This window comes from Rothia amarae, from assembly GCF_014705945.2.
GTDB lineage: Bacteria > Actinomycetota > Actinomycetes > Actinomycetales > Micrococcaceae > Rothia > Rothia amarae.
On sequence record NZ_CP061538.1, the window covers coordinates 1,069,665 to 1,086,255 of the forward strand.

The 16,591-nt window shown below is 53.5% G+C and carries 13 protein-coding genes; 8 read left to right on the forward strand and 5 right to left on the reverse strand.

Annotated elements, in window-relative coordinates; translation table 11 throughout:
- Positions 1-62 precede the first annotated feature (62 nt).
- The 3 genes from IDM48_RS05180 to rsmD are packed head-to-tail and all read left to right on the forward strand — an operon-like array spanning position 63 to position 4,264.
- Positions 63-974 (forward strand): DAK2 domain-containing protein, encoded by a 912-nt coding sequence (locus IDM48_RS05180; protein WP_190618414.1) that lies wholly within the window; start codon positions 63-65, stop codon positions 972-974.
- Positions 974-3,652 carry an ATP-dependent DNA helicase RecG gene (locus tag IDM48_RS05185; protein ID WP_190618416.1) on the forward strand — a complete coding sequence of 893 codons (2,679 nt, stop codon included), beginning with the start codon at positions 974-976 and terminating at the stop codon, positions 3,650-3,652. The genes IDM48_RS05180 and IDM48_RS05185 overlap by 1 nt, the downstream gene beginning before the upstream one ends.
- A 45-nt stretch (positions 3,653-3,697) precedes the next feature.
- Complete coding sequence (rsmD, locus tag IDM48_RS05190; RefSeq protein WP_068170200.1) at positions 3,698-4,264, forward strand: 16S rRNA (guanine(966)-N(2))-methyltransferase RsmD; 567 nt, start codon at positions 3,698-3,700, stop codon at positions 4,262-4,264.
- Here rsmD and IDM48_RS05195 read toward each other — a convergent pair.
- A complete protein-coding gene (locus IDM48_RS05195) occupies positions 4,256-5,479 on the reverse strand; it encodes an aminotransferase class I/II-fold pyridoxal phosphate-dependent enzyme (RefSeq protein ID WP_068170198.1) in 1,224 nt (407 codons plus the stop codon). The genes rsmD and IDM48_RS05195 overlap by 9 nt on opposite strands.
- A gap of 94 nt (positions 5,480-5,573) precedes the next feature.
- Between IDM48_RS05195 and coaD the strand changes: the two genes are divergently transcribed.
- From coaD to mutM, 5 genes are all read left to right on the forward strand, one after another.
- Positions 5,574-6,044 (forward strand): pantetheine-phosphate adenylyltransferase, encoded by a 471-nt coding sequence (gene coaD, locus IDM48_RS05200; protein WP_068170195.1) that lies wholly within the window; start codon positions 5,574-5,576, stop codon positions 6,042-6,044.
- 190 nt (positions 6,045-6,234) lie between these two features.
- Positions 6,235-6,714, forward strand: coding sequence for a YceD family protein (locus tag IDM48_RS05205; RefSeq protein ID WP_083147197.1), 480 nt, complete (start codon positions 6,235-6,237; stop codon positions 6,712-6,714).
- Positions 6,715-6,751: 37 nt separating this feature from the next.
- Positions 6,752-6,955 (forward strand): 50S ribosomal protein L32, encoded by a 204-nt coding sequence (gene rpmF, locus IDM48_RS05210; protein ID WP_068170191.1) that lies wholly within the window; start codon positions 6,752-6,754, stop codon positions 6,953-6,955.
- Between the two features lie 8 nt (positions 6,956-6,963).
- A complete protein-coding gene (rnc, locus tag IDM48_RS05215; protein WP_068170188.1) occupies positions 6,964-7,650 on the forward strand; it encodes a ribonuclease III in 687 nt (228 codons plus the stop codon).
- Positions 7,651-7,740: 90 nt separating this feature from the next.
- Positions 7,741-8,697: a bifunctional DNA-formamidopyrimidine glycosylase/DNA-(apurinic or apyrimidinic site) lyase gene (gene mutM / locus IDM48_RS05220; RefSeq protein WP_068170186.1), complete on the forward strand. Its 957-nt coding sequence runs from the start codon at positions 7,741-7,743 to the stop codon at positions 8,695-8,697.
- Positions 8,698-9,202: 505 nt separating this feature from the next.
- Here the strand turns inward: mutM and IDM48_RS05225 are convergent.
- The 4 genes from IDM48_RS05225 to IDM48_RS05240 all read right to left on the reverse strand — a co-directional run bounded on the left by IDM48_RS05225 (position 9,203) and on the right by IDM48_RS05240 (position 16,466).
- The gene (locus tag IDM48_RS05225) at positions 9,203-11,335 is read right to left on the reverse strand and encodes a PhoX family protein (protein WP_190618418.1); all 2,133 of its coding nucleotides are present in this window, start codon (positions 11,333-11,335) and stop codon (positions 9,203-9,205) included.
- Between the two features lie 201 nt (positions 11,336-11,536).
- On the reverse strand, positions 11,537-12,631 hold the full coding sequence (locus IDM48_RS05230; RefSeq protein ID WP_190618420.1) for an NAD-dependent epimerase/dehydratase family protein: 1,095 nt from the start codon (positions 12,629-12,631) through the stop codon (positions 11,537-11,539).
- On the reverse strand, positions 12,628-15,312 hold the full coding sequence (locus tag IDM48_RS05235) for an alpha/beta fold hydrolase (protein ID WP_238398055.1): 2,685 nt from the start codon (positions 15,310-15,312) through the stop codon (positions 12,628-12,630). Before IDM48_RS05235 ends, IDM48_RS05230 begins: the two co-directional genes overlap by 4 nt.
- A 122-nt stretch (positions 15,313-15,434) precedes the next feature.
- Entirely contained in the window at positions 15,435-16,466 is a 1,032-nt protein-coding gene (locus IDM48_RS05240; RefSeq protein ID WP_190618422.1) for a 3-oxoacyl-ACP synthase III, read from the reverse strand.
- Between the last annotated feature and the right edge of the window lie 125 nt (positions 16,467-16,591).

The window sequence follows — 16,591 nt, forward strand, 5'->3', positions numbered from 1 at the left end:
GGTATTTCGGACAGACTCGTGCGCTGAGAGCCGCGCGATTCGATGAAAGAAGAGGCAAAGCCATGAAGCAGTGGACTATGCAAGAACTGTGGAAACCTTGGATGAGCCTGTCCATTGAATCGCTGGCTCTTCAGGAGCAGACGCTGAATTCGATGAATGTTTTTCCCGTAGCTGATGCCGATACGGGATCGAATATGCTGGCCACGCTATGCGGTACTTTAGCCCCGTCGGCGTTGGAGGGCGCTCGCTGTGCCCTTGATTCTTCTCGAGGGAATTCGGGAACGCTTTTGTCTGTGTGGCTAAAGACTCTCGTGGAATCACTCGGTGAAACCGGTATACTCACTCCAGAGGCTCTGCACTATGCTTTGTTCCGGGCGTGGGAGGTTGCTCAAACTGCGGTGAGTGCTCCCGCAGAAGGAACTATGCTCACCGTCATGCACACTCTCGCTCAGGCTCCGGTTCGAGGGGAACTAGAAGAACATTTTCCTTTCTTGATATCTGAAGCTGCAGAGGCTGCGTTTGCTACGCAAAAGCTACAGCAACAAGCGCGTGAGGCGCACACCTTTGACGCCGGCGCTGTGGGTCTCGCGCTGGTGGTGAAGGCATGGGGCCAAGCAATGGGGCTGGAATTACCGCAGAATAAAACGATGGGCTCTATTCTTACACCGGGACCCGCTGCTGATGCGGGGCAAACACGCCCGGCGTCGTCCGGCGATGCAGGGGTACAGACATCTTCTACGAGTGTTGAAATCGTATGTACGGTACAGCTCTCCCCGTTGGATATGGCACATTTGCGCAGTAGTTTAGATGCCCTGGGCGATTCAGTAGTGATAGCACCGGTGGATCAGGGGAGCGGAACCACGCCCTCATGGCGGGTTCACGTGCATGTACCTCAGCAAGATAAAGCGCTACAGGCGATTCGTGCACTCGCCGAACCTGAGAACCTTCAGGTGACCTCGCTGGAGGCACACTAGTGGAAAGTGCTTCAGCTGACGGCGCTCTCTTTGACGAGAAAGCACTGAAGAACCCCCAGCCTAAACCTAAGGCTAAGACTACGGTGAAGAAATCCTCTCAGGCTTCCCCTCGAAAGAAACGCGTAAGCACTGCTCCTCAACCGCCGATTTCGCCTGAGAAAGCCAAAGCGCAAAAGAAATACGCGCAAGAAAACCGTCTAGAAAACGAAAAACTTGCAGACTATCTGGGTGCGGCGCAGGCAAAATCGCTCAAATCCAGCATCGGCGTGGAGACCGTGGGTGATTTTCTTGAGTTCTACCCCCGCAAATACTTACCGCGGGGGGAATTGAGTTCTTTTGCGGATCTGCAAGAAGGTAGCGATGCCACTCTGATAGCCAAGGTTCTCAAAGTGACAACTCGGTCGATGAAAGCTCGCCGTGGTTCTATCACCGAAATTTTGATAACGGATCAGCTCGGCGAGCAACCCGATCCATCATTTGGTGCAGAGACCGGACGGACGCCGGTACAGCCTGCCCGTGCAGATTACCGTTTTGCTTCGGGCGGTAGTGGTGCTCCCAATGTAGCTAATCCGCGAATTCATGGTTCGGCATCTGGCTACTCCGATGGATATGGCACACCCCTGCCCCCTGAATATGATATGGGTAGTGTTTTTGGGGAATATGCACCTGATTCTTATGCCATGGTGGGCAGCACCTCGACCATGACTCTCTCCTTTTTCAACGCATGGACCGCCGCCCGGGAAATTTCTGCAGGCGATCACGTGATGTTCTCTGGCAAAGTCGGTTCCTACCGGGGCGAGCTGACACTAACTAACCCCCACTACGCCGTCCTCGCTGAAAACCAAGACCACGGCGGTGACATCGAGGCGATAGAACGGGCGAAAACACGGGCCAACGCGCCGATTCCTGTCTACAAAGCAACCTCGAAACTTCCCACTGACCGAATCGCTCTGGCCATGGAACAACTCCTTGACCGCGCACCTCTCAAAGATTTAGAAGATCCCATCCCGCCCGCTATCAGGCGGCAGCGAAAAATACCCAGTCTTGCCTGGACCTACCGAGGGATTCATACTCCCGATAGCGAGGAAACCTGGCGAGCAGCCCAACATTTCTTACGGTACCGCGAGGCATTCGTCCTTCAATCAGCTCTGGCACGTATCCGCGCTGCCCGCGCCGCACACATCACCGTGGCACGTCCTTTTATTCCCGGCGGCTTTGCCGACCGACTTCTTGAGCTTCTGCCCTATGAGCTGACCGAAGGACAGCGGAAAGTAGGAGAAGACATTTCCCGAGACTTGGCGTCACAAGTTCCCATGAACCGGCTACTTCAGGGCGATGTCGGCTCAGGCAAGACCGTGGTGGCATTACGTGCCATGTTACAAGTTGCAGATAACGGTGCCCAGGCAGCTATGCTCGCGCCCACCGAGGTGCTCGCCGAACAGCATTATCGTTCCGTTGTGGATATTCTGGGAGACCTCGCGCAAACAGATTCAGCCTTGGAAACCCCCGTTAGCGCTCCTACCCAGCGTTTGATTAGGGTAGTGCTTTTGAAAGCGTCCATGCCCACTCGCCAGAAGAAACAAACCCTTCTCGAAATTGCCGCAGGAACAGCAGACATCGTGATCGGCACCCACGCTCTGCTGGCCGACGCCGTTTCTTTCGCTGACTTGGGCATGGTCGTCGTCGATGAACAGCACCGCTTCGGAGTCGAACAACGCGATGCCCTGCGTGGGGCACAGGGAGAACTACCTCACCGCTTGGTAATGACAGCAACCCCGATTCCCCGTACCGTTGCCATGACCGTTTTCGGGGACCTCGATACCTCTGTTCTCGACCAGCTACCAGCCGGGCGTCAAAAAATTCAGACAGTCGTCGTTTCGCTTACCGAGCACCCCACTTGGGAAAAAAGAATGTGGGAAAGAGCCCGCGAAGAAGTCGACGCCGGCCACCAGGTCTACGTGGTGGTTCCCAAAATTGGGGCGGGGGAGAACATCTCCACCGTGGAAGAGGGCGAACTACTCTTTGGATCGACCCAGGCGCAAGAATCCAGCGCTCGCGGAGGAGAGCTCAACTCGGTGGCATCAATGATTGAGGAACTAGCCGAAAAACCGGTTTTGAAAGGCATCAGAATCGCCGCCCTGCACGGCAAAATGGAGACGGCCGAAAAAGCCGCAACCATGCAAGAATTCAGCGATGGGGAAATAGATCTTTTGGTCTGCACCACGGTGATTGAAGTGGGTGTCAACGTTCCCAACGCTACCTTGATGATTATTATGGACGCCGATCGATTTGGTATCTCGGGATTACACCAGCTGCGCGGTCGCATCGGGCGTGGACAGTTGCCCGGAATCTGCCTGTTGGTGACTTCCCAGGATTCAGAGGGAGTCTCCCGCCAGCGGTTGGACGCAGTTGCTTCCACCACCGACGGTTTCGAACTATCTCGGATTGACTTGGAACAACGCCGTGAAGGCGACATCTTGGGTGCGGCACAATCGGGTAACAAATCTACGCTCAAATTATTGCGTGCGCTGACCGATGCCAAACTGATTGAAAAAGCGAGAGAAGATGCTTTTGGGATTGTTGAAAAAGATCCCACTTTAGCCCAGCACCCTGATTTAGCGCGCACGATAGACCGGGCACTCGATGCTGACCGCGAAGCTTTCCTCGGCAGAGGCTAAGCTAGAGTGATTAGCAAACTGCCTCTGACTGAAAGGTGCCCCCTCGTGAGCCGAATTATTGCCGGAGTTGCCGGCGGTCTGCGTTTGGAAAACGTACCTGGCAGCAATACTCGACCAACCACTGACCGTGTGAAAGAGGCTCTCTTTTCTCGTCTGGAAACCTACGATATTTTGAACGGTTCACGGGTGCTTGATCTCTTTGCAGGTTCAGGGGCATTGGGCTGCGAGTCCATGAGCCGCGGGGCAGCTCACGTCGATTTCTGCGAAACGTATGCCAAAGCGCAGAGCGTGGTGGAGAAGAACGTCGCTGCCGTCGTGAAAGCAAATCCTGCCTCAACAAGCCGGGTACATCGCATGAGCGCCCGTGCTTTTCTCGCTAATTATTCGTCGGCACCGTGGGACCTAGTTTTTATTGATCCGCCTTATTCTTTAGAAAACGACGAACTCGAAGAACTGTTGGAGGCCTTGGGAAATCACCTAGCAGACGGCGCTGTGGCAGTTGTCGAGCGTTCATCCCGCACAGCCGAACCGCAGTGGCCCGACACGATGGAGAAATTCGCCGATCGAAAATATGGCGAAACGGTGCTCTATTTTGCAGAGCCTTCAGCGTAAACCCCAGCTCTGGAACCGTTCCACCGCTTCCTGAAGAATCTCGGGTTTCTTGCAAAAAGCAAAGCGAATCCAATTCTGCATATGGGGTGCAAACTCTGCGGTCACAAAAGCGCTCATCGGAACGATCGTGACGCCTGCTTGTTCGGGTAGAATCCGCGCTAATTCTTCGGCGTCCTGAAGTCCCTTGTCTGCAATTAGCTCACCGGCATCCGCCGCGATAAAGAACGTACCAGCCGGTTGCATCAACTTCAGTCCTACTCCCTGCAGTCCGTCCAGCAAAATGTCCCGTTGGGCGGCATACTGCCTTACCAGCGAAGCGTAAAAGGAGCCGGGAAGATTGAGTCCTGCAGCAGCTCCTACTTGTAAGGGCGCGGCAGCACTGTGCGAATAATAGCCCTTGACCAGTTTGATGGGCGCTATTAGATCCGCCGAACCGACCACCCAGCCCACACGCCAGCCCGTCAGCGAATGAGTTTTAGAAATTGCCGAGACAAAAAGCGTCCGTTCGGATGCCCCGGGGAGCGCAAATAACGGTTCAAACGAATCCTCAAAGACGAGATGCTCATAGACAGCATCTTGAATCATGACCGCATCAAACTGGCAGGCAAGCTCAACGATTCGCTTCTTCACCTCAGACGAGAAGACGGCGCCGGTGGGGTTATGCGGGTCATTCACAATAACCAGGGCGGTGCGCTCGCTGAATGCTGTTTCTAGTTGCTCTACGTTTGGTTCAAAGGTAGGAGGCATCAACGGAACGGTCTTGAGGTTACCCCCTGCCAGCGCAACTGCAGCGGGATAAATATCGTAGTAGGGCTCAAAGATAATGACTTCGTCGCCGGGATTGATGAGCGCGGCGATAGATGCAGAAAGAGCCTCTGAGGCTCCTGCGGTAACCAATACCTGCGTTTCAGAATCAACGTGCTGATGGTAGAACCGGCGCTGGTGCTCAGCAATGGCTGCTCGTAATTGGGGGTGTCCCGAGATAGGGGCATACTGATTGAAGCCCGCATGCATCGCCGAAATAGCGGCATCGAAAAGCTCAGAGGGACCGTCTGTATCGGGGAACCCTTGCCCCAGGTTGATGGCTTCATGCTGATTGTTGAGCAGACTCATTTCCTCAAAAATGGTGGAAGAAAAGCCCTGCTTAGTCAGCAAACCGGTAGCCTGCCCTACTCGCTGATAGGGCAAGAGCGGCGGGGGAAACGGCTGATTCATGGCCCATCCTTAGAAATTGTAAGCTAACTCTCTTTTCACTAGCCTACAATTTTTGGTGATCCCTCTGCATATATTTCACTGTTACCCTAAATGTATGCAACTTGTAGTGTGCCCTGGCTCTTACGATCCCATCCACAATGGACACGTCGATATCATCACTCGCGCCGCCAAAATTTACGGTAGCGTGATTGTGGCGATTGCTCATAATTCAGCCAAAAAATATACATTTTCGCTGGAAGAACGGCTTGCGATGGCAAGTGAGACATTTGGGCAGCTCGACGGCGTCTCCGTGGAGGTAATGCCTAATGTGTTGCTCGCTGATTTCGTAAAATCCAAGGGCGCTGCGTTGATGGTCAAAGGGGTGCGCAATCCATTGGACTGGCAGTACGAGGCGCAGATGGCGACGATGAATCGTCACCTCAACGGCGTCGAAACGTCGTTTCTTACCTCCGATCCAAAGTATTCGCAGCTTTCTTCCACTTTGATTCGTGATGTCACGAGCTATGGGGGAGACGTCAGTACGTTTGTGCCTCGCGCCGTGCAGAAAAGGCTCGAAGCGCGCTAATTTCTGAGGCTAATCCCACAAAAATTGCGCTTGAACCGATTCCTCCCTCGTGGAATAGTTGCTTAGTAACCAAACTGCAACTAAAATTGTTAGTTGGTCAAAACTTTTCATAAGGGAGTTCGTCATTACACGAAAAGATTCATCACCCCTGAAGATTTCAGTGAGAGATCTGAGTCATCGACCGGGGAGTATGGAAACCCTGGATGAAGTAGTACCGGCGCCAAAAGATTTTGGCAACGCTCTGATTGGAGCGGAGGAGGGTTCGGATATCGAACTTAACCTTCGGCTTGAATCCGTTGTAGATGGTATTCTGGTTTCCGGCACTGCAGCCGTTGAAGTTAACGGTGAATGTAGCTTGTGTCTTGATCCGGTTGCAGAAACCGTTTCAGCAGATATCCAAGAGCTCTTCGTTTTTCAAAAGGCTCCTCAGGGAGGTCCGAATGACGAAGAAGACGAGCAGTATGCCGTTGAAGGCGATGTTATCGACCTTGAACCGGTTCTGCGGGACGCAGTGATTTTGAAGCTGCCGTTCCAGCCCCTTTGTAAGGACTCTTGCCAAGGATTGTGTTCTGAATGCGGAATACGACTGGAAGAAGATCCGGGGCATCACCACGAGGTGCTTGATCCCCGTTGGAAGGCTTTAGAAGGTCTGCTCAACGAGGAGAAATAAACTTAATAATCGTAATTTCTAGAGAAGAGAGATAGCTGTGGCTGTTCCCAAGCGGAAAATGTCCCGTGCTAACACCCGCGCACGCCGTTCCCAGTGGAAGGCGTCCGTACCTCAGCTGGTTAAGACCGTTGAAAACGGTCGCGTAACCTACTCGCTGCCTCACCAGGCAAAGCTGGTTACTGACTCTGCAGGCAACGACTTGTTCTACGAGTACAAGGGCCGCAAGGTAGCTGACGCATAATAGTTAGCATGAAAAACTCTGATTCATCAGATTTGTTGAAACGTCTCGGTGTCGATCTCGACACCGAGACGTTTCAGCATGCGCTGACCCACAGTTCCTATTCATTTGAGCACCCCGGCGCTCCCAATAACGAACGCCTGGAATTCCTTGGAGATTCTGTGCTTTCGCTGGCGATTGCCGAAGAAGTGTACCGACTTTTTCCTGAGCTGCCTGAAGGCGAATTGGTCAAGAAACACCATGTGGTTGTTTCGTCGTGGGCGCTGGCTAAGATTGCTCGTTCACTCGACGTCGGCCCTCATATTCGGTTGGGCAAAGGCGAGAGAAAAACAGGTGGGCAAGATAAAGATTCCATTTTGGCGGACACTATGGAAGCAATTTTTGGTGCCTGCTATCTTCAATGCGGCCGGGAAACTGCCCGCGATTTAGTACTCCGCCTGGTGGCGCCCCTGCTGTGTGATGAAGAAATTCTTGACGCTGGCCGCGACTGGAAAACCGAGTTACAGGAAATTGTTCAGAACCGAAAATTGGGTAGCCTGGTGTACACCATTGAGCGCAGTGGCGCTGAACACTCACCAATTTATACCGCTACTGCCGTGATTGATGGAGAGCGATTTGAACAGAGCACCGGTTCTGCCTCCAACAAGAAAGAGGCAGAACGGCAGGCTGCTCGGGCAACCTGCAAAGTTCTTGTCTAACGAATCTTAAACTCAGAGAACTTGAGCCAGCACCAAAGAGGTGACTGGCTTTAGTTTTATCATTATGTAGCTACAACTCCAAGGAGAATCATGCCTGAACTGCCCGAAGTCGAAGTGGTAAGGCGCGGACTCGCCCATCATTGTATAGGTTCCCGTATAGCAGATGTACGGGTGTTAGACGCGCGGTCTCTCCGCCGATTTGCGCCCGGAGTTTCAGAGTTTATACGACAACTAGAGGGACTGATGATTGTCGATTGTGCCCGGCGTGGCAAGTACATGTGGTTGGTTTTGGCCGATGAGATGGGCAATTTGCTCGATGATGCACTGGTAATTCATTTGGGTATGAGTGGACAGGTGTTGCTCAAGGACGCCGCGATGCCCGTTGAAAAACACCTGAAAATCGTCATGGAACTATACCGAGAAGACCAGAAGCCGCTACAACTGCGGTTTGTTGATCAGCGTATTTTTGGGGGAATGTTCCTTGACCAGCTGGTTCCAACGCTGGGCGAGGGTGGAGAGCCCGTGCCGGCGGCGTCGTCCTCTAAACTTAGTCTCTCGCTCATTCCTCGAAGCGTGGCGCATATTGCCAGGGATCCGTTGGATTCGCTGTTCGACATCAAGTTATTGCGTAAGAAGCTACTCAAGACAAGTTCAGGTATCAAACGACTGTTACTAGATCAGTCCGTTATTTCGGGAGTGGGAAATATCTATGCCGATGAGGCGCTGTGGCGAGCGAAGCTTCACTATGCGAAACCCGCCCGCTCGTTAAGCTTGACCCAGACTAAAGAACTGGTCAACGCCGCCCAAGACGTCATGCACACTGCATTGGATGCTGGCGGAACGAGTTTTGATGCGTTGTATGTGAACGTCAACGGCGAATCGGGGTACTTTGACCGTTCCCTCAACGCCTACGGGCAAGCGGGTAAGCCGTGTTCGCGTTGCCTGGATAACGGTAAGTCGTCCCTGATTGTCCGTGAACCCTTTATGAACCGTAGTTCCTATCGCTGTCCGGTCTGCCAAAAAACACCCAAGTTTTCGCACCGGTAAAGTCTTAGATTGAAGCACTCTAGCAAGAGAAGAGAAGATTTTTTAATTCTCGAGCCACACTAGTTCTGCGCCAGTGTGTCCAGCAATAAAAGTGAAAATAAGCGTGGCAACACTACAGATAATGAAGGCTAAGCAAATCCATAGCAGCGGTTGCAACTGCAAAGAGAGGCAACAAGAAGTTTGACCATCTTCTGATAGCGGGAGAGATAACTACTGCTAGGCAAAAGAGCGCGAATACGCAGAGGAAAGTGACGCCGAAATAAACGAATAAAGGATGCAGGGGTATATCGCATGACATTGATACGCATTTCTCACGATGAAGAGTTGAATCGTAGTAGCTACAGAAAGCGTACTCACGCGCTCTCCCTCTGTCATCGAAGTGCAACATAAGAGCAGGGCAAGCCTAGGCTAACCGTGCTGGGCAGAGAGCCTTTACTCACTTCACACAAAAGCCCTGGAAGAACCTCTCGATTCTTCCAGGGCTTTGAAATATCTCAACCGAACATTACTTATTCTTAGTCAGGTACACCTGAACTACGGACGGGCGAGGCTGAGCTACGGTACCGTGCGCCTTAGCCACTGCCGAGGGGCGCGAACCAACGCTGGAGTTAGCGTAGTCGGGAAAGTACGAGCGAGGCTCTTCGAAGCTACCGTCTTCACCTGGGTGCTGTACCGCTACATAAACCATATTTTCCTGATCGTGAATCACAGGACCACAGGTTTCAGCGTCTTGGGGAACCGCAAGGAACTGCTCCACATGCCCTCGTTCTGCTCCTTCAAGACCCACACGGAACAGGCCATCGTTGAACTGGATGGTGCCGGGCTGACCATCGGTGGAGATCCATAGATTACCCTGAGAATCGAAAGCCACGTTATCGGGGCAGGAAATAGGCGAAACCTCGGTGGGATCGAAACCTGCGAAGTAGGTTGCCTCATTCACTGCAGGGTCGCCGCAGACGAGCAGAAGATCCCAGGTGAAGGTCTTGGAACTGACGCGGTTGCGGTCCTCGGTAATTTCGATGATGTGACCGTCACGGTTGTTGTTGCGAGGGTTGGGCTCGGTAGCAGATTCTAGCTGCTTGCCGTCCTTGACAGTACCGCGGTCGGTGTTATTAGTGAGAGCCGCGTAAATCTTACCGGTGAAGGGTGAGGGCTCGACGTCCTCGGGGCGGTCCATCTTGGTGGGGTTCATCTTATCCGCTGCAATACGGGTGTATACCAAAACTTCGTCAATGCTCATACCGGGCACAAGGGACTTGTTGCCGTCGGTGAGCTGAATCCACTGACCGGTACCATCAAAAGCGCCATCGGAAGGCAACTTGCCGGAACCATCGATTTCGGCAGCGGGGGAATCCCCGGTGAAGCGTGCAACGTAGAGAGAACCATTCTCCAACAGACGCATGTTGTGCTTGCGGTTGCCCTCGATGTAGCGGTCACGAGCTACGAACTTGTACATGTATTCAAAACGAGTGTCATCGCCCATGTATGCGGCTACTTCGCCGGTCTTGGGATCAACATGGATGTTCGCGCCCTCGTGCTTGAAACGGCCCAAAGCGGTGTGCTTACGTGGGGGAGCGGTAGGATCTTCGGGATCCAGCTCGACGATGTAACCGAAACGGTTGGATTCGTTTTCATAACCGGGGTTGTTAGCGTTCCAGCGAGGCTCGACGTCCTCCCAGCCGTGTACTGAAGGCTTGTTCTTGATGGTGTAGCGCTTGAACTCTGCGGTATCTTTGCCCACAAAGTAGGAGTCAAAGTTTTCCTCACCGGAAAGAACGGTGCCCCAGGGGGTCAACCCGCCGGAGCAGTTGTTGTTGGTACCTAAGACGACGGAGCCGGTGGGATCTGCTGCAGTCTTGAGCAACTTGGAACCGCGTGCGGGACCGGTAATGGAGAAGGGTGTTGAAGTGGTAATACGGCGGTTACGCTTGCCACCGACGATGTACTCCCACGGGGAACCTACAGCCTTACGCTTGAGTTCAACGACACTCAAGCCCTGAGCCGCCATGGCAACGCGGCGGAGTTCGCCCTTGTCTGCAGCCCAGTCCTTTTCAGAGAACATAAGGTTCTCATTGACGTATTCGTGGTTGCACACCAGAACGCCACGCTTGGGGTTATTGGGGTTGGGGATAATAGTGAGGTAATCGTTGTTGTAACCGAACTGAAGCGCCTGTGCTTCAGCAGTCTGATGATCGATATCGAACTGGGGAGAGTTCTTGAAGAGGGGGTCACCCCAGCGAATGATGGGTGCCCACTCAAATCCTTCGGGCACGGTGAGGTCATCGACGTCGGCAGGAACCGGCGCAATGGGGTTAAAAGAGAATGAGCTCTGTGCTTTCTTAGCGTGTCCGAGAGCCTTACCCTGAGCCTGAATGGGTAGAGCTTGTGCGGAGGGAGCATTCGAAGCTGCCGCACCAACGACGACGGCTGCTCCAGCCAAACCGAGAGCCGAGCGTCGGGAAATCGCAGCTTCAACAATATCTTTGAAGTAGTGGTTATCTGAGCAGTTTGCGTCTGGTTCGAGGCAGGCGTTATTGCACTTGAGTGCACAGGTAACTGCCGAACGCTTACCCTTGACGTGGCTCCACATGGGGAGGTAGCGGCGGGTAGGTGTAGTCAGAGGAGTCTTTTCAGTCATGAGAGCATCCTTTTCGCAAAGAAGTTGAGGTGGGAATTCCTGTGTGGGACCCACAAGAATGGGCTTCTATTAACCTCTCAGAAACAAGTAAAAGGAACAGCTGAGAAGGGTAAACAGAAGTTTACTTTTGCACAAAAAGAATCTAAGTTCTGAATAAACAACTACCCGCCGGTAGGTTACAAACCGCTAAATGGGGGACGGCTAGGATTTGTACCGATTACCGTAATATTCTCCGAGCCGGGCATAACCTTCCTCAATGGAAACAGCCGGTGACCAGTCTAAAAGCTCACGAGTTTGTTTTTGATCGAACCAGTGAGAGGTAGAGAGTTGCTCTGCGAGAAACTTCGTCATCGGCGGTTCATCTTTCCCGGGGCGCACAGACCATACCTTTTCGATAACGGCGCCGGCAGCACGGGCTACAGAGGCAGGTACCGAACGCGAGGGCGCAGGAATACCGACTGCTTCACACATGCCACCGAGTAACTCAGCGACCTCCCGCGGTTGACCGTTCGTGACGACCAAGGGGGTTCCATGAATGTTTTCCAGGCGCTGATAACCTGCCACAATGGCATCGACCGCATTATCGATATAGGTGGTATCAATGAGGGCGGTACCGTTATTGAGTAACGGCAAAGTACCCCGCGCCGAACGGTCCAATACTCGTTCAACCAACTGTGTATCACCGGGACCCCACACAATATGGGGGCGAAGAACGCCGACCCAAAAGTCATCACTATCTGATTCCAATGCGAGGTTCTCCGCCAGAGCTTTGGACCGTGCATAGTGTCCGCGTGCCAATTCGGGCGTAGCGGGGCCATTACCCTCGCCCATAAAAGCTGTACCCGTATGAGCTACCGAAGGAGAAGAAATGAACAAGAAACGAGAAATACCCGCCTCTTTTGCCATTTCTAGAACCACCCGTGTACCGCGCACATTGGTTTCAACGAATTCATCCCACTGCCCGGCAAAGGATACCTTTGCCGCCAAATGAATGACGCCGTGAGCGCCTTCGAGCCCCTCTTGTACCGCCTTCATATCGGTGACGGCGCCGCGAACCTGCCGGAAACGCTCGCGCACTGATTCTGGTAGCAGCTCGCCCACGCCGGAATCGGAACGCTGAAAAACAGTGACGTCAAAACCTTGGCGCAATAGTTCTAGGGAGACTTCCCGCCCCAACATGCCAGAGGCGCCTGTCACAAAAACACGTTCATCTCGGCGAGGGGCGAAGTCTTCTTCGGCCACAGGGCGCTGGGAAAAAGCACCGGTAACTTCAATTACTTCAACGGCTGAGGTCATTTTTTCAACTTTGCTTTCTGACCGCTGAGCAGCTTTTGCGCCCAACGAGCCAACAGAGGTCGATCAATTTTAGAGTTATGGCGAATGTCGGTGGGGTGCTCTCGCACCTGCAAAACAGCGGAAACTTCGATTCCCGTATCTTGCAGAACGCGCTGACGTACCTGAGCTGTGAGCGCTGAGTTTGCCCGTCCGTCCTGAGGCGCGCGGGGGTCAGTCTCGACAATCACCACCGGGGTAGCAGAGCCAGCAGGGCCAACCGCAACTGCTGCCGCGCGTCGAACAACCGGCACTTCCTCAGCAGCTTGTTCCATGGCAACCGGGGTCAGTACTCCCTGCGAGGTATTGAGCACATGAGCCAGGCGACCCTCTACCCAGAGGCGACCGGCTTCGTCAAAGTGCCCAACGTCGCCGGTATGGTGCCATCCGGGTGTAGCGGTTGAGAGCCGTTCGGTCACCCACAACGTGTCATAGCGGTCTTTAACATGCGGTGCGCTCACCACAATTTCACCGGTAATGCCGGGTTCTGTGGTGGTTTCTTCCAGTGGTTCCCCCTCATTATCTAAGGGAGCAATCTGAATTTCTGCACCGTGAACAGCTCGACCGACGCAGACGCCGTCGCGAGCACCGGTGAGACCGCGTTCGGTGCCGTCGGCTAGAGCAGATTTGATTTCTTCAAAAGAGATATCGGTGATGGGAAGCGCCTCTGTCATGCCGTAAGGCGTGTGGATTGAAGCCTGAGGAACGATGGACTGTACCGCTTCAAGGAGCGGAACCGCCAGGGGAGCGCCGGCAGAGAGCAAAAGATCCACTGATTTCAGTGCATTTCGCTGATCCTCACTGAGATTGTTGGCGGTTCTCACTACGTTCATCAGCGCTGCTGGGGATGCGAATATAGTGGTGGCGTCGATGGCTGCAGCAGCTGCCGATAGTGCAGACGCCGTCAGGGTCTTGGGGCGGGTTACATCCATGGTGGGAGTTACCGACGTCGCACCCAAAGCAGGGCCCAACAACGCAAACGGAGCGAACCCTGCGACCAAACCGGTACCTGCAGAAAGCCCGTAGGTGTGGCGAATGGCATCGCGCATTCCAGAAATTTGACGTTGGGTGTACACCACTCCCTTAGCGGGCCCGGTGGAGCCGGAGGTGTAGAGAACCGCAGCGTCGTCTTCGGGGGATACGCTATAGGAGGTGTTCTCAGATATATCGGAAAAATCTGCCACGGACGCGATGACGCCGAGTCCCTTTCTGGCAACTGCCGGCAGGGGATCTGCAGCAATTTTCTGCCCGGGCCATCCCATCGCGCGCGCAGCAACGAGTGCAGGGCGAATACCCACCAGGAAGTCAGGGCGTGCACCCTTGAGAGCTCGCGTAAGACCCTTGGCACCCAAACCGGTATCAGCTACTACAATAACCGCACCAATTTTGAGGCAGGCATAAATCAAAGTGGTGAGTTTCGCACCGGGGGGAACCATGAGATTGACTCGGTCGCCAGCTCGAACGCCGGTGGCTTCTAAACCATTTGCTACACGGTTAATATCCTGTGCCAGTTCAGCCCAGCTCAAGGTTGAAGCGATTTGAGTTTCATTGCGGGAATCCATATCCACTACAGCCAGCGAAGAATCTGAGGCGCGTTGTAACACCTCCGAAATCATGGGCTCAAAGTCAGTGTGGAGTTGTTGTTCTTCTCGCGCTAGTTGATGCGCTTGGCGTCCGGTGTGGTTCCACAAGAACTGTTCTTCTAACCAGTGGAACAAAGGCGTGGCGATGTCTTCATCTTCTGCTACCAAGTGGGATGCATTCTCATACCGGTGAACATCTGCCTGAGGCATACGTTCTTGTAAATCTGCCATATAACGCCGCTGGAAAACGGGATCCTTGGTGCCCCACTGGAAGAACGCCGGCACATGCAAATCTCGAATTCCTTCAGCGATTCGCACCATGTCGGTGTAGGAAGCGGTTGCTTCGCCGGCGGGGATATCAGCTACAAAGTTACGGATACCCGCGCGTAGTTCTGCGGTGCGGTAGGGAGCCGCATACGTCTTATAGACGACAGAATCTAACCCACCGTTTTGCGCCAGGTGGAGTGTGACATCCAAAAATGCGGTGGACTTTTGCGTACCCCACCCATGAATTGCAGGATTCAGGGCAAGCTGAAGAGCCGCAGGAATTTTTTCTATCTGGTCATGGAAGACGGCGGTGTTAGTCAACGCGACCGCTTCGACCACATCCCGGTGCTCCAGCGCCCATCCTAAAGAAATAAGGCCACCCCAATCGTGGGCTAGGATGACCACCGGTAAATCGGTGTTATCCAGCCCGACATGCTGGGTGAAATCTCCTAAATCACGCACGCGATCAGCCAATCGACGAACAGTCCCCGTACGTTCTGAAAAACCCATGTCCAGCTGGTCTACTGCAATAACTCGCCAAGGGTTCTCAGCATTGATACCTGCGGCAAGCACCGAACGCCATAAATAGGACCAGGTGGGATTACCGTGCACAGCCAGGATGATGCCTACAGGTTCTAAGCCTTCTTCGCGGAGCACCTGCTGATTATCCAGGTAGTGCCAGGTACGTGTGTGCCCGGCGTCGACGCCGGCGCTAGAAATAACCTGAGCCATGCACGACCAGCGCGGATCAACTCCGGGCCAATTCTGGGGATCTGGGGTGAGCTGTTCAAGCATATGGTTTCTCCTTAGGGGCCTGGCCATCAAGACCGAAAGTTCACATCTAAAGTATTCAAGCAAAAAGTATTTAAAGAAGTCAGCCCATCTGCGGCGCTAACCGGAGATGGGCAGAAAAGTGTTTACCAGATGATTTCCATAAGCGCCGTATTCAAGCCTGAACCCACACCCATGCAGAGAATACGATCGCCCTTGGAATATTCCACGGCTTCTTTCGCCAAAGTCATCGGAAGAGCTGCCGCCGCTACATTGCCCCAGTAAGGAAAGGTCATCGGAATCTTCTTCTCATCAATTCCGACTGCCTCAATAATGGCATTGGTGTGGGAATTTGAAATCTGATGGGTGACGTAGGAATCCATGGAATTCCAATCCCAGCCCTGCTCGTGGGCTTCTTCCCACGCCTCGGCTACCAAGGTTAGTCCGTGCTTGAGCAAGCCTGCGGCGTCGGTATTCATACCCTGATCTGCCTCGCCACCAATGCACAAGTATCGGTGTTCAGTGCCCGCGCGAGAAACCGATCCTAGAATCTTATGCCCCTCAGGATGGCGATCAGAACGCCCCAACACAGCAGCAGCTGCACCAGAACCTAACGTCAAAGTAGCGAACTGGGCGAGGACTTCATCGCGAGTGGTGGTGGGCTGATCCAAGATACGCAGTGCTGTTCGGTGCCAGGGGGAAGGATCCTCACCAGCAACGATCAACGCATAGTCAATAGCGCCGGCATCAATCATCGACGACGCCACGGTCATAGCATTTACAAAGCCCAGGCATGCATTGGTGATATCAAATTCAAGGACGTGGCGCGGCAAATCCAACCGGTCGTGGATGCCCACAGCCACAGCAGGCTCAAAATTATCGCGTGTTACCGACGCATTAATCATCAGACCAATCTGATCTTTAGAAACCCCGGCAGCGGCAATCGCTTTCTCAGCAGCCGCCACAGCGCCGTCCTCGAAAGTCATAGAATCTCCCCATGAACGGCGCTCGGAAATTCCCGCCAATCGTTCCAGCAGACCCTTAGGCATTCTCAGCCGCTTATAGGTGCTCGCCAGCTTCTCATCAAAGTAAGAAGACGTCACGGTGTCAGGCGGCAACTCCAACTCAATCGAAAGAAGCGAAGCGTTGGAGTGGCGAATATCAGAATTAGCAGTCAAGGAAGTCTAGCTTTCGGTAGGAATCGTGAGCTCACTGAAGAGAATTGCGCGGGCGTCAGAACTCTCCTGAATGAAATAAGTCTAATTACTTATAATAATCCTCTCTGCTGAATCTTGGATGATTT

What these genes read in the sequence shown, in the direction of transcription:
- mutM (WP_068170186.1), top strand. Translation starts at nt 7,741, where the DNA reads ATGCCTGAACTGCCCGAAGTCGAAGTGGTAAGGCGCGGACTCGCCCAT.
- IDM48_RS05180 (WP_190618414.1), top strand. Translation starts at nt 63, where the DNA reads ATGAAGCAGTGGACTATGCAAGAACTGTGGAAACCTTGGATGAGCCTG.
- IDM48_RS05235 (WP_238398055.1), bottom strand. Translation starts at nt 15,312, where the DNA reads ATGCTTGAACAGCTCACCCCAGATCCCCAGAATTGGCCCGGAGTTGAT.
- IDM48_RS05225 (WP_190618418.1), bottom strand. Translation starts at nt 11,335, where the DNA reads ATGACTGAAAAGACTCCTCTGACTACACCTACCCGCCGCTACCTCCCC.
- coaD (WP_068170195.1), top strand. Translation starts at nt 5,574, where the DNA reads ATGCAACTTGTAGTGTGCCCTGGCTCTTACGATCCCATCCACAATGGA.
- IDM48_RS05205 (WP_083147197.1), top strand. Translation starts at nt 6,235, where the DNA reads ATGGAAACCCTGGATGAAGTAGTACCGGCGCCAAAAGATTTTGGCAAC.
- rnc (WP_068170188.1), top strand. Translation starts at nt 6,964, where the DNA reads ATGAAAAACTCTGATTCATCAGATTTGTTGAAACGTCTCGGTGTCGAT.
- IDM48_RS05230 (WP_190618420.1), bottom strand. Translation starts at nt 12,631, where the DNA reads ATGACCTCAGCCGTTGAAGTAATTGAAGTTACCGGTGCTTTTTCCCAG.
- IDM48_RS05195 (WP_068170198.1), bottom strand. Translation starts at nt 5,479, where the DNA reads ATGAATCAGCCGTTTCCCCCGCCGCTCTTGCCCTATCAGCGAGTAGGG.